Annotated in this window: 11 protein-coding genes and 1 other RNA gene; 6 read left to right on the top strand and 6 right to left on the bottom strand. The window is 32.5% G+C overall.

Annotated features, from left to right (window positions below; translation table 11 throughout):
* The first annotated feature begins 83 nt into the window (after positions 1-83).
* Positions 84-638 (top strand): RNA polymerase sigma factor, encoded by a 555-nt coding sequence (locus tag ACP5P5_RS01650; RefSeq protein ID WP_428284379.1) that lies wholly within the window; start codon positions 84-86, stop codon positions 636-638.
* Positions 639-659: 21 nt separating this feature from the next.
* Positions 660-1,013 (top strand): hypothetical protein, encoded by a 354-nt coding sequence (locus tag ACP5P5_RS01655; protein WP_428284380.1) that lies wholly within the window; start codon positions 660-662, stop codon positions 1,011-1,013.
* A 12-nt stretch (positions 1,014-1,025) separates the two neighbouring features.
* On the opposite strand, the gene ssrA is transcribed toward ACP5P5_RS01655, so the two are convergent.
* The 4 genes from ssrA to ACP5P5_RS01675 form a co-directional block, all read right to left on the bottom strand.
* Positions 1,026-1,399: a transfer-messenger RNA gene (ssrA, locus tag ACP5P5_RS01660) on the bottom strand.
* 63 nt (positions 1,400-1,462) lie between these two features.
* Positions 1,463-2,824, bottom strand: coding sequence for an RIP metalloprotease RseP (rseP, locus tag ACP5P5_RS01665; RefSeq protein WP_428284381.1), 1,362 nt, complete (start codon positions 2,822-2,824; stop codon positions 1,463-1,465).
* Positions 2,825-2,895: 71 nt separating this feature from the next.
* Positions 2,896-4,056 (bottom strand): 1-deoxy-D-xylulose-5-phosphate reductoisomerase, encoded by a 1,161-nt coding sequence (locus tag ACP5P5_RS01670; protein WP_428284382.1) that lies wholly within the window; start codon positions 4,054-4,056, stop codon positions 2,896-2,898.
* A gap of 115 nt (positions 4,057-4,171) precedes the next feature.
* Entirely contained in the window at positions 4,172-5,665 is a 1,494-nt protein-coding gene (locus ACP5P5_RS01675; RefSeq protein WP_428284383.1) for a GH3 auxin-responsive promoter family protein, read from the bottom strand.
* A 193-nt stretch (positions 5,666-5,858) separates the two neighbouring features.
* Between ACP5P5_RS01675 and rplU the strand changes: the two genes are divergently transcribed.
* The 4 genes from rplU (at position 5,859) to ACP5P5_RS01695 (ending at position 8,546) form a co-directional block, all read left to right on the top strand.
* Positions 5,859-6,164, top strand: coding sequence for a 50S ribosomal protein L21 (rplU, locus tag ACP5P5_RS01680; protein ID WP_428284384.1), 306 nt, complete (start codon positions 5,859-5,861; stop codon positions 6,162-6,164).
* A gap of 62 nt (positions 6,165-6,226) precedes the next feature.
* Complete coding sequence (gene rpmA / locus ACP5P5_RS01685; protein ID WP_111293464.1) at positions 6,227-6,493, top strand: 50S ribosomal protein L27; 267 nt, start codon at positions 6,227-6,229, stop codon at positions 6,491-6,493.
* A gap of 68 nt (positions 6,494-6,561) precedes the next feature.
* Positions 6,562-6,768, top strand: coding sequence for a hypothetical protein (locus tag ACP5P5_RS01690; RefSeq protein WP_428284385.1), 207 nt, complete (start codon positions 6,562-6,564; stop codon positions 6,766-6,768).
* Between the two features lie 95 nt (positions 6,769-6,863).
* On the top strand, positions 6,864-8,546 hold the full coding sequence (locus ACP5P5_RS01695) for a helix-hairpin-helix domain-containing protein (protein WP_428284386.1): 1,683 nt from the start codon (positions 6,864-6,866) through the stop codon (positions 8,544-8,546).
* On the opposite strand, the gene ACP5P5_RS01700 is transcribed toward ACP5P5_RS01695, so the two are convergent.
* Positions 8,543-12,301: a sensor histidine kinase gene (locus ACP5P5_RS01700; protein WP_428284567.1), complete on the bottom strand. Its 3,759-nt coding sequence runs from the start codon at positions 12,299-12,301 to the stop codon at positions 8,543-8,545. The genes ACP5P5_RS01695 and ACP5P5_RS01700 overlap by 4 nt on opposite strands.
* The gene (gene mazG / locus ACP5P5_RS01705) at positions 12,301-13,080 is read right to left on the bottom strand and encodes a nucleoside triphosphate pyrophosphohydrolase (RefSeq protein ID WP_428284387.1); all 780 of its coding nucleotides are present in this window, start codon (positions 13,078-13,080) and stop codon (positions 12,301-12,303) included. Before mazG ends, ACP5P5_RS01700 begins: the two co-directional genes overlap by 1 nt.
* Positions 13,081-13,104: the final 24 nt, after the last annotated feature.

Raw genomic sequence — 13,104 nt, forward strand, 5'->3', positions numbered from 1 at the left:
AGCAATTTATGGATTAAATGCTATGCAGCATCTAAATTAAAATTGCTTATTTTAATACTGTGAAATTGAACAGATATCAAAATATGAATGATGAAACCCTATTGGCTTATTATTATGCCGATGGAAATTCTGAATGGATTGGCGTTTTACTTGAAAGATATACCCTATTGCTATTGGGTACTTGTATGAAATATTTAAAAAACCAAGAGGCTGCTAAAGATGCAGTACAACAAATATTTTTAAAGGTCATATCGGAATTACCAAAATATAAAGTGCAATATTTTAAGAGTTGGATTTATATGATTGCTAAAAACTATTGCTTAATGCAATTACGCGATAAAAAAATAACCTATTCTATTGATAATGATAATGCAGCAACAGGATTAGTATTTGAAAACAATACTGAGGAATTGAAAGAAAAGGAGGAATTAATGAACAACATTGAATTGGCCATTAATGATTTGAATATTGAACAAAAAAAATGCATTGAAATGTTTTATTTGGAGAAAAAAAGCTACCGGTTAATTGCTCAAATAACCGGATATAGCATTTTGCAAGTAAAAAGTTATATCCAAAATGGAAAACGAAATTTAAAATTATTGATAGAAAAAAGAAATAACAGTGAATTAAACCACTAAATTTAAATTGAAGCAGATAGCATGTTAATGAATAAACATACAAAATTTTTAATTTCTGAAGAAACCATCCTCCATTATTTGGAAGGCTCATTATCGGAAGAGGCAATGCATGCTTTTGAAGAAGAAATGGAAACTTCTTCATTTTTAAAAGATGCAGTAGAAGGATTAGAAAATTTTTCAGATAAGCAAGCCTTACGTGCAGCAGTTAAACAATTACATCAACAATTACGTCAACGTACTCAAAAGAAACGTAAACAACGGTTGATGCTATTCCAACAACACCAACTTCAAAACATCATTATTGCCATTGCCATTTTATTATTGATAATAGTGGGCATATTTGTTATACACTATGCCCGGCAAAAAGGACTTTAGTTAAAAAAATAATTGTGGACCTGAGGAGAGTCGAACTCCTGTCCAAACATATTTACCATAAGTCTTCTACATGCTTATTTCATTATTAATTGTCGGCACTCAACAGGAAATGAACAAACCAATTGAGTACTTAGCTGTATTCGTCTTTTGCAGTAGTCACAGCCTTCCACTACAGCATCCTGTGCTTTTTTTGAGTCGGCGGCGGCACCTGGTAACAGGAAAACCTGTGCGGCGGCCCGAATGACTGACTAATTACTAATTAGGCAGCCATGGCATACTGTGTATTGCCATTTATAGTTTGAGTATTCAGATTTAAGTGCTAATTACCCAACGCACTGCATGCTTATACTTACCGTAACCTATGCTGTCTAAACCAGTACAGGCCCAAAGTATATTTATCAAAGAACTGAATAACCTGCAAAATTAATCTTAATACACTAAAAAATGAATTAATGTCGGAAAATGCGAAGGAAATCTAATCCTAACGCATAAGCCATTAAACTTAATAACAAAACCATGCCAACCATTTGCGCATACTCCATAAACTTATCACTCGGTTTACGACCTGTAACCATTTCTACCAGTGTAAATAAGGCGTGTCCACCATCTAAAGCAGGAATTGGCAAAACATTCATAAATGCCAAAATGATAGAAAAAATGGCAGTTAAAGTCCAAAATGACTGCCAATCCCATACACCCGGAAATATGCCGCCAATAGAAATAACACTACCTAATGAATCGTTTACTTTAACTTCTTTTGAAGTGAATAATAGTTTTAAATTACTGATATAATTAACCAAAGTACTATAACATTTTTTAACACCTTCGGGAATGGCTTGTAAAAAGGAATAATGAATTTGTACAGTTCCCAAAACCTGATCTGGTGACTGAAAGCCAATTCCGCTTTTCATTTTAGCATTGTTAATAACAGAAGCTGTAATGGTATCGTGTTTATTCCGTAAAAAAGTATATTGTACAGAATCTTTATCCTTTAAATTTTTTAGTACTTGGTAAGCATCATTATTATATGCCACCGGTATATGCTGTATAGCAATTAGTTGATCACCTTTTTTAAGTGGAACAGTTGAAGTAATTTGGGTTCCGGGTAAAACAGTATCAACTAACAAAGGTGTACGAACATAGGTAAAACCACCTAGTTTATTTTTATTGAGTTGTTCAATAAAACCGGGAGGAATGCTTAAGAGTGTGTCTTTCCCATTACGTTCTATAGTAATATTTTTGGCTTGGTTTAAAATAATCATCGAACCTACTGTTCCAACTTTTTCAACCGGTATACCTGCAACGGCTACAATTTTATCACCATCCTCCATTCCGATTCGCTTTCCTAAACTGTCAACATATACTCCATATTTTAAATTTTGTGCAGGTATGTATTTTTCGCCCCAGGTATACATGATACCAATAAAAATTACGATGGCTAATAATATGTTAACAGTTACGCCGCCCAACATGATAATAAGACGTTGCCAAGCCGGCTTAGCCCGAAATTCATATGGTTCAGGAGGCTTCTTCATTTGTTCCTTATCCATACTTTCATCAATCATACCGGCTATTTTTACGTAGCCGCCAAAGGGAATCCAACCCACTCCATATTCCGTTTCACCAATTTTCTTCTTCCATAAACTAAACCATGGATTGAAAAAAAGATAGAATTTTTCAACACGACATTTAAACCATCTTGCTGGTAAAAAATGCCCCAATTCATGTAAAATGACTAATATAGAAAATGACAGAATAAACTGTCCAGCCTTAATACCCACTACTCCCCAATCGATTGCTAAAACACTCATTCAAAAAATTATTTAGTTGATTTTGTAATTGGTTAAGAAACTAAAAAAATTCAGGGTTTTACTTTTATCAATTATAATTGAATTAAAGATGCCGCGAAATTACGTGCTTCGGCATCACTTTCAAAGTATTCATTTAAAGTAGGTTGTTCAATAAATGTTATTTTATTCATGGTTTGTTCAATCATTTCGGTAATGTCTAAAAAACCAATTCTATTGCGTAAAAATGCATAAACAGCAATTTCATTGGCAGCATTCATTACACAAGGTAAATTTCCACCTTTATATAAAGCCTCGGTAGCTAATGCTAAATTTCTAAAAGTACGCATATCGGGTTCTTCAAATTGAAGAGTAGAAGCCTTTTTAAAATCGAAACGCGGAAACTGATTGGGTATTCGTTGCGGGAAACCAAGTGCATATTGAATAGGTAATTTCATATCTGGTAGCCCCATCTGTGCTTTTATGCTTCCATCTTCAAACTGAACCATACTATGTATAATGCTTTGCGGATGTACTACCACCTGAATTTGAGAAGCATGCAGATTAAATAACCATTTTGCCTCAATCATTTCCAACCCTTTATTCATTAAAGTGGCAGAGTCAATACTAATTTTTGCACCCATTGACCAATTAGGGTGCTGCAATGCATGTTCTTTTTTTACGTTTACCAGAAAATTAGGTTTTTTACCAAGAAATGGCCCTCCACTGGCGGTTAGTATTATTTTTTCAATATGATTATTCGTTTCTCCAATTAAACACTGAAAAATGGCAGAGTGTTCACTATCAACAGGTATAATTGGAACTTTATGTTTTAATGCTTCTTGCATAATTATATCACCTGCTACAACTAAGGTTTCTTTATTAGCTAATGCAATGGCTTTGTTGTATTGTATAGCCGTTAATGTTGGTTTTAAACCAGCATAACCAACTATTGCAGCAAGCATCATATCATAACAGTTCATGGCAGCCACTTCTTCCAAAGCTTTTTCGCCGGCAAATACCTTAACGTGTGTATGAGCTAAAGCCTCCTTAACGGTGGCATATTTGCGTTCATCGGCAATAACTACACAATTGGGATTAAATTGAAGGGCTTGTTGCACTAATAATACATCATTGGTTTGTGCAGTTAATATTTCCACCGAAAATTTATCAGTATTGGCTGCAATTACCTCCAATGCCTGTTTACCAATAGAACCTGTTGAGCCAAATAAGGCAATTCGTTTTTGTTTTATCATGGGAATGATGAATTATATCTACCGCTAAAAGTTACAAAATAAGCTTTTTACTAAAATATAGCCATATTTCAGGTATGAAAAATTGAAATATAACAAAAATAAATTCGAATAAATTTTATTTAGTATATTTTTCTAATGCATCAGCAATTACCCTGTCATTGCTTAAGCGGGGCACTTTATTTTGTGAACCTAATTTTCCAATTGAACGCATGTAATCAATAAAAGCATTTTTTTGTAATGACCTTATACTTAAAGTTTGTAAAATATTTCCACTAATTAAATCATTATAATATACATTTTTTTCGCGTAAATAATTATCCACTTTTAAAGCAAATTCAGTAAGATTAGTCGGTTCATTTTCGAATTCAATATACCATTCGTGAAAACTTTTGCCTTTACCTTGAGCAATATTAGGGGCAACCGTAAATTCAGTTATTTTAATTTGATCTTCGGTGGCAGCCTTCATTAATGCATATTCAACTTCCTCGCCAATTACATGTTCTCCAAATGCTGAAATAAAATGTTTAATACGTCCGGTAACTAAAATCTTATAAGGGTTGGTGCTGATAAACTTAACTGTATCGCCAATATTGTATGCCCATAAACCTGAATTGCTACTAATAATAAGCGCATAGTTCTCTCCCACTTTTACATCGGCAAGTGTTAACCTTGTAGGTTTTTCATTAAAAATTTCATTAGCCGGTACAAATTCAAAAAATATTCCACTATTCGTATTCAACAATAGTCCCGGCTCATGAGGGTTGTCCTGAAATGCAAAAAAACCTTCACTGGCAGGAAATAGTTCTAAACAATCAATCTCTTTCCCAATACTTTTATAAATTTTTTGTTTATAAGGTTCAAAATTCACGCCTCCTTGCACCATTAAACTAAAATTGGGAAATATTTCGGCTATAGGCTTACCTGTTTTCTCTATTAATCTATCAAAATACATTTGCATCCATGGTGGAATACCACTAATCAGGGTCATGTTTTCATGAATGGTTTCTTCCACAATTTTATCGAGTTTGGTTTCCCAATCTTCAATGCAATTTGTTTCAAAACTGGGCATTTGGTTAGTTCGTAAATATTTGGGTACATGATGGTTTACTATACCACTAAGCCTTCCGGTAGGAATACCCCCCACCCGCTCTAACTCCGGTGAACCACTTAAAAAAATCATTTTTCCTTGAGCAAAGGCAAAATTGCCCGACTCTGCCATATAATAAAGTAAGGCGTTCCTTGCTGTGTTAATATGATTGGGAATAGAATCTTTCGTGATAGGTATGTATTTAATACCGGAAGTAGTTCCACTTGTTTTGGCAAAGTATATGGGTTTCCCTTTCCATAAAACATGCTGTTTACCTTGCTTTATTAGTTCAATGTAGGGTTTAAATTGTTCATAGTCGCGTATGGGCACATTTTGAATAAAGTCGGCATGCGTTTTAATATTTTGCATTTGGTGGTCGTTGCCAAACCGGGTAGTTTTACCCACTTTTATTAAGTTTTTAAAAATTGTTTCCTGATCGGAAACAGCAGTTTGCATACTTTTACGAATGGTTTTATGAATATGAAAAGCAAAAGGACGAGCTAATAATGATTTTAAATTCATCGTACAAAAATTAATTGCTTCAAATGAGGGTAAACAACTTATATAAGCAACAAAAATAGCACTATACACCGCCTTTAAACCACTTTATACACCTAATTTTATAAAAAAAGGAAATAAAAGAGCAAATATTTTGAAAAATTTTGCAATTTTTAGCAATGATGTATTACCTTTGCCGTCCTAATTTTGGATAGTTATGTTAGCAGTTGTAAAAATCGCAGGTCAACAATTTAAAGTACAAGCAGGAGATAGTTTGTATGTTCCCCGCTTAGCCGCTAAAACCGGTGACAAAGTAGAATTTAAAGATGTGTTATTGGTTGATAATGCAGGCACACTTTCTGTTGGTAATGCAGTAAATGCAGTAGTAAAAGCAGAAATTGTGAATGAATTAGTGCAAGGGGATAAAGTAATTGCTTTTAAAATGAAAAGAAGAAAAGGTTTTCGTAAAAAGCATGGACACCGTACACACTATACACAAATTAAAATTGAAAGTATTGCTTAATTGATTTAAAACAATTCAGCACTAATTCTGATTTTGTTTTATTTTAAAAATTTCAAAAAACTATGGCACACAAAAAAGGTGAAGGAAGTGTAAAAAATGGTCGCGACTCGAACAGTAAACGTTTGGGTGTAAAAATATTTGGCGGACAACCCGCTATTGCAGGCAATATAATTGTACGTCAACGCGGTACTAGTTACCATCCTGGTAAAAATGTTGGCTTAGGAAAAGACTTTACAATTTTTGCTTTAACTGATGGTGTTGTTGAATTTAAAAAATCAAAAAACAACAAAACCATTATTTCAGTTTTGCCAATTGAAGCTACTGCATAAAAAAAAATTTTGCAGTATCAGAATAGTTGCTAATTTTAGGTTATTAACTAACCATTAAATTTCAACTTATGGCAAAAGCTGTAAAAAAAGCTGCTCCTAAAAAAGCTGCTGTAAAAAAAGCTGCTCCTAAAAAAGCTGCTGCAAAAAAAGCTGCTCCTAAAAAAGCCGCTGCAAAAAAAGCTGCTCCTAAAAAAGCCGCTGCAAAAAAAGCTGCTCCTAAAAAAGCCGCTGTAAAAAAAGCTGCTCCTAAAAAAGCTGCTGCAAAAAAGAAGTAACCTTCGAAAAGAAGTAACAACTATGAAAGTCCCGATAATTCGGGACTTTTTTTATAATAGTACACAAAACTTCCTCTAATTATAAATGCAATTATATGCTAGATAATTATGCTATTGCCGATAATTTTTCTTTGCTGTCTAAACTAATAGAAATACATGGTGAAAATAGTTTTAAAGCAAAGTCATATGCTACAGCATCCTATATAATTGAAAAATTACCAGAACAACTTTCTGCATTACCTGAAGAAAAAATTTCATTAATAAAAGGAATTGGCGATGCAATTGCATTAAAGATTAAAGAACAATTGGCAACAGGAAATCTTAAAATTTTAAATGATTACTTGCAAAAAACTCCAGCAGGGGTTGTTGAAATGTTACATATTAAAGGTTTAGGGCCTAAGAAAATAAATAGTATTTGGAAACAATTAGAAATTGAAAGCATAGGTGAATTATTATATGCTTGTAATGAAAACCGATTAACTTTATTAAAAGGCTTTGGAGCGAAAACACAAGAAAGCATTAAAGAAAATATTGACTACTACTTAAACAACCAAGGACATTACTTATATCAACAAGCAGAAGCTTATATTCAAGCTTTTCATTTAAAACTTACAACAACTTTTCAACAATACCAATTTGAAATAACGGGTGCATTTATCAGACAATTAGAAACTGTTGATGCAGCAGAATGGATAACCAATACTCCATCTTCAATACTAAAAACATTTTTCACTGCTAATAACTACAAAGTAGAAATTGAAAATGACGAACAACTTACTGTAAGAGGTAGCGAAAACATACAACTCATTTTTTATTTTGCAACAAATGAAAACTGGGGTTCAAAAGCATTTATACACAATAGCAGTTCAACTTTTATAAATGCTTTTAAAGCGGAATTTAAATGGATTGAAAATAAGGTTTTTGAAGATGAATCTACTATTTTCCAGACTGCCGGTATTCCATTCATTCCTGCATGCAGAAGAGAATCTAACAATATTATATCTCTTTACCTTCAAAATAAAGATTTACCGAGTATTAGAGAAAATGATATAAAGGGTATTATACATTGCCATAGTAATTGGAGTGACGGCGTGCATACATTAGAACAAATGGCTAAAGCTGCTATTGAAAAAGGACTGGAATACATGGTAATTAGCGATCACTCCAAATCAGCTTTTTATGCCAATGGTTTAACCGAAGAAAGGGTATTAGCACAACATGAAGCCATTGACGCATTAAATAAAAAGTTGGCCCCTTTCAAAATTTTTAAGAGTATTGAAAGCGATATTTTAAATGATGGTGCACTCGATTATTCCAATGAAATTTTACAAAGGTTTGATATAGTTATCGCCTCTATACATTCCAATTTAAAAATGTCGGAAGAAAAGGCAATGACGCGCTTACTAAATGCCATTCAAAATCCGTTAACAAGCATCCTAGGACATTTAACAGGTAGATTATTATTAAGTAGAAAAGGGTATCCAGTTGATCATTCTTTAATTATAGAAGCTTGTGCTAAAAACAATGTTGTGATAGAATTAAATGCGCATCCAAGAAGATTAGACATTGACTGGCGTTACATTGATCAGGCTTTGCAAAATAATGTATTGATTTCGATTGACCCTGATGCACATGCCATTGATGGTTTTGATGATTGTAAATACGGAATTTTGGTTGCACAAAAAACATTATTAACCCCACAACAAAACTTAAGTAGTTTTTCATTGCAACAATTTGAAGCATTTGTTGCACAGCAGCATAAAAAAAGAAATATTTAATTGTTTTTTGCTCCAAAAGGTAGTTGTACATAAAATGTAGTGCCTATCCCCTGCTTTGTAACAAACCATATTTTGCCATTTGCTTTTTCAACTATACCGCGGCAAATGGCCAAACCCAATCCGGTGCCTGAAGATTTGGTTGTAAAATTGGGTGAAAAGATTTTTTCGATAAACTCATCGGGAATACCGGATCCGTTATCGGTAACAGAAATTAAAATATTATTGGCAACATTTGCTTGGTGAAGATGTACGGTTGGATGTTCAATACCTTCCACAGCCTCAAATGCATTTTTAATTAAATTGGTAAACAAACGCTGCATTTGGGTTTTATCAGCATAAACACCATAGTAACCCAATTCTTTTTTTAATGTTATGTTTACAGAAGTGTCGGCACTATGTAACTGCACCAAGCTTTTCAAAACATCAGAAATATCAAAGTATTCCAATTGTACATTACCAATATTGGCAAACTGCGAAAAATCGCCCGCTATTTTTGAAAGTTGGTCAATTTGTTCAATTAGTGTTTGGGTCACTCGGTTGGTTAAACTTGTTAGCTGTGTTGCATCATATTGTTTATCACTAATTGCCTTTTGCAAATATTGAATACTTAGTTTCATTGGTGTAAGCGGGTTTTTAATTTCATGCGCCACCTGTCTTGCCATTTCACGCCAAGCACCTTCCCTTTCACTTTTTGCTAAAGCATTTGCACTTTCATCTAATTGCCGTACCATTTTATTGTACTCCTGAATTAAGCTTCCTATTTCATCATTTCTGTTCCAAGTTAATTCTTCATTTTTCTTTCCCAACGAAATAGCTTTCATTTTGTTGGCAATTAAAGTAAATGACTCAGTTATTTTGTTGGTTACTATGAATGCAATAGCACCGGCCACCAAAAAAATAAATGCATTTAAATTAATTAAGGTAGCAAGGAACCCGGAAATTTCTTGCTTTAATTCAGCTTGAGAATTCAGATAAGGAATATTAAGGTAAGCATAAGTGTTTCCTAATTCATCAACAATAGGCGTATAAACACTCAAAAACTTTAACTTACCTATTGTTTCGTCTTGTTCAAAGCGAGGTTTTTTAAGATGATGCAATTCAAAATAAGCAAATGGATTCATTTTATTATTTAACAAATGCTTATTGTAAATATAGGGTTGTGTTGAAGCTTTTAAGTTTCCGGCTGCATCATAATAATTAATGTCAACATTATGCGTTTCAGCAATTTCAATAATCTTCTTTTCACGAACACCTCCGGTTGTAAAATCGTTTACATTAATAGCATCGTCAAATACCATTTCGGCATTGATTTTATTCTGAATTTCGTTCGCAATTTGTTGAACGGATTTAAAGAGTTTATCTTCTTTATTTTTATTAAATCGATTAATGAAAAAAGAAATAGTTGCTACACCAATTACAATAAATGAGAATAAACTAATGGCAATAATAATGAGGTTAATTTGAGAACGAATATCTAATACAAATGAACGCTTTATCTCTTTCCACCTAAACCTTTTCAATAGCAGAAATTGTACAGTATGCAATATAAATATTAATAGCAAGAAAGAACAAAACAAATAAGCAAATAAAGTAAGCGATTCTAAAATCCATTCATTTTTGTGTACAATTAAAACTTGCCTTCCATTTTCGGCATTATACCATAATTCGTTATAACCATTTTTATTACTTACTTTAAACTGCGCGAGGTTGATGAGTTTGGTATTTACCTGAGTTGGGAAATTATAATCATTAAAGCTACTGACCATTTTACCGTTGTTATAAACAGCATAAGCATAATTTCCATTAAGCTCATTTGAAAAATTATCTACTTGTGCAAATAATTCCGGGTATAAAGCTTCGCTTACATTTTTTTTAGGTACAACAATTACAAAAAAGTATCCAAGAACATTATTTTCAGGTGAAACAATATCTTTCTCAAATAAATACCCTAACCTATTACCATTGGTAGTATAAGTGTACAAACCATCAATTGAAGTAGGTTTTGCTCGTCGTAATACAATGGTTCGTATGGTGGCATAATTGGTAGTATCATCATTAAATAGTGGATGATACAAACTATCAAATGTGTAAATATGCGTTTCGTATTTATTTAAGTAACCGGAAAAGTTGCTACTTATAATGCTGTCTTTCAAATATTTGTTGGTAAAATCAGAATCTAAACGATCAAAATTTTGTAGCAAAAACTTGTCATCAAAATTCGTAATGGCAATATTTAATAAACTTTCACCGGAAGGGTCTGCTTGCGAAGCTAATTTTTCAGCTATTCGTTTTCTTTGTTCTAACTCAACTAACTTATTTTGATACATTACCATTGCAGCAACGGATGCTGCAAAAAACATAACCCAAAATATGAAAAAAGTAGTATTGTATAAAGGCTTTGTGAGATCTTGTTTACGATAGAATAAAATAATTAAAAATAAAATTAGCCAGCCTAAAACAATCATATTGGTAATTGTACTGGCAACTCCAATATTAAAACTGTTATAAATTAATCCTTCAATAGCTATAATAAATAGTTGTATGTTCAGTGGTAGTTTTTGTTGATAAACATTGCCTAATAATAATTGTGCTAAGGCAAAAAATGAAAGTGTTAGCAAACAAAGTATAACAAAACTTATTACAGTATAAATATTTAAGCTGAAAAAATTAGATACATCAAATGATATTTTTGAGTCTAATACCAAACTTTTAATAATCCCGGCAAAGAAAAAACAAATGGCACCTAAAATCAGCAACTGAATGTATGCAACAATTTTAAGTACTGATGGCTTAAAATGCAATTCAATATGTGTATGTAAATTATTCTTATAATAATTGATGAACCAAAATAAAATAATGACATTTATTAACAAGTCGCCCAATGAAGGATGCAAGCTATTGGATGCGTAAATAGCCGGATCAAACAAGGTTAATTGAGAAAAATTAAAAGGGAATGGAAAGAAATAACTTATTAATCGTAAAACGATAACCGAACAAAAAAGCAATATAAACCCTTGCAAGGGTTTTTTGAATGCTGCCACTTCAACTGCTAATGCATTCAAAAAAAACAAAAGAAAAATGATACTTAATGTTCTTAGAATAACAGACAATGTATTATAAGGCGAAAGCGTTTTACCAGGTTGAACTTCCAAATAACATAAAACTTTACCATTTACCCCATAAATAGGATAAGCATTGACTTCGTTAGTTATTTCATATAGTTTGCCCAGCCCTTCAAAACCATTAAAGTCAGGTTGTAGATATTTGTTTTGTATGAAGTAGGCCTGATAAATTGGTATTAACCCTACTACTAATATTGTTTTCCCATTTAGTAATACATTTTTTTTTATTAATTCAAAATAACCGTTTTGGTAGTTGAGAAAAAGGTTATTGGCTGTATGATATAAATCAGCATCATCAACATAATATTGATTGGTATTCCAATAAGTAAGAATAGGATGCCTTAAATCATTGTAGGTATATATAAAGAAACCAAAATTTTTGCTAAGGGGCTTGTATTCTGATGGTAACAATATACTATCACTTAATAAGCTTCCCAATAATGTTTTATCGTTTGCTAATATTGAGAAGTCTTTTTCACGCTCGGATAAATATTGTTGAATTTTCTCTTGTGTTTTTACCGGAGAGGTGTAATAAGTAAAATAGTTTGAAAGAATATAAGAAAAGGTAAACAACCATGCAGCTATAATCATTAAATAGCCATGACGATACGCTGCATGTTTTAGAATTCTCATCAAGATGGTTCGTTTTTAATTTGCTTTTTAGCAATATTCCATAATTCATCCATTTCGGCAAGGGTTAAATTGGCTAACTGCAAATTTCTTCCAGCAGCCATATTTTCCATTAATTGAAACCTTTGAATAAATTTCTTATTGGTTCTTTCTAAAGCCGACTCTGCATCAATGTTCAAAAATCGTGCAAGATTTACCCAACTAAACAATACATCCCCAAATTCTTCTTCCACTTCATTAATGCTATTGAGTTGTATGGCTTGTTTTAATTCATTTGTTTCCTCCCCAATTTTTTCCCATACTTTTTCAATTTCATCCCATTCAAAACCAACCTGTTTTACTTTTTCTTGTATTCGTGTTGCTTTTGCTAATGCAGGCATTGTTTTAGGTATTCCTGATAATACGCTGGTTTTACCTTCTTTCAATTTTATTTGCTCCCAATTTTTCTTTACTTCTTCATCGTCTTTTATAGTAAGATTCCCATATACATGCGGATGCCGAATAATTAACTTTTCGCAAATACCTTTAATTACATCGTTTATTGTAAATGCATTGTTTTCAGCAGCTATTTTCGAATAAAAAACAATATGCAAAAGTAAGTCGCCTAATTCCTCTTTAATATCCTTCCAATTTTGGGCATCTAAAGCATCACTTAATTCATAGGTTTCTTCAATTGTCATTGGTTTTAAGGAAGCAAGGGTTTGCTTTTTATCCCAGGGACACTTTTCCCTTAACTCTTCCATAATGGTAACTAGCTTTTGAAAATCCACATCTTCAGGCATAAAATCATTAGGTTAATGAAGTTA

It is taken from the genome of Hydrotalea sp. (genome assembly GCF_049968455.1).
Classification (GTDB): Bacteria; Bacteroidota; Bacteroidia; order Chitinophagales; family Chitinophagaceae; genus Hydrotalea.

Excerpts from the sequence above, each read along its gene's own strand:
- rpmA (WP_111293464.1), top strand. The coding sequence starts at position 6,227 with ATGGCACACAAAAAAGGTGAAGGAAGTGTAAAAAATGGTCGCGACTCG.
- ACP5P5_RS01700 (WP_428284567.1), bottom strand. The coding sequence starts at position 12,301 with ATGAGAATTCTAAAACATGCAGCGTATCGTCATGGCTATTTAATGATT.
- ACP5P5_RS01695 (WP_428284386.1), top strand. The coding sequence starts at position 6,864 with ATGCTAGATAATTATGCTATTGCCGATAATTTTTCTTTGCTGTCTAAA.
- ACP5P5_RS01655 (WP_428284380.1), top strand. The coding sequence starts at position 660 with ATGTTAATGAATAAACATACAAAATTTTTAATTTCTGAAGAAACCATC.
- ACP5P5_RS01650 (WP_428284379.1), top strand. The coding sequence starts at position 84 with ATGAATGATGAAACCCTATTGGCTTATTATTATGCCGATGGAAATTCT.
- ACP5P5_RS01675 (WP_428284383.1), bottom strand. The coding sequence starts at position 5,665 with ATGAATTTAAAATCATTATTAGCTCGTCCTTTTGCTTTTCATATTCAT.
- mazG (WP_428284387.1), bottom strand. The coding sequence starts at position 13,080 with ATGCCTGAAGATGTGGATTTTCAAAAGCTAGTTACCATTATGGAAGAG.
- rseP (WP_428284381.1), bottom strand. The coding sequence starts at position 2,824 with ATGAGTGTTTTAGCAATCGATTGGGGAGTAGTGGGTATTAAGGCTGGA.
- rplU (WP_428284384.1), top strand. The coding sequence starts at position 5,859 with ATGTTAGCAGTTGTAAAAATCGCAGGTCAACAATTTAAAGTACAAGCA.
- ACP5P5_RS01690 (WP_428284385.1), top strand. The coding sequence starts at position 6,562 with ATGGCAAAAGCTGTAAAAAAAGCTGCTCCTAAAAAAGCTGCTGTAAAA.
- ACP5P5_RS01670 (WP_428284382.1), bottom strand. The coding sequence starts at position 4,056 with ATGATAAAACAAAAACGAATTGCCTTATTTGGCTCAACAGGTTCTATT.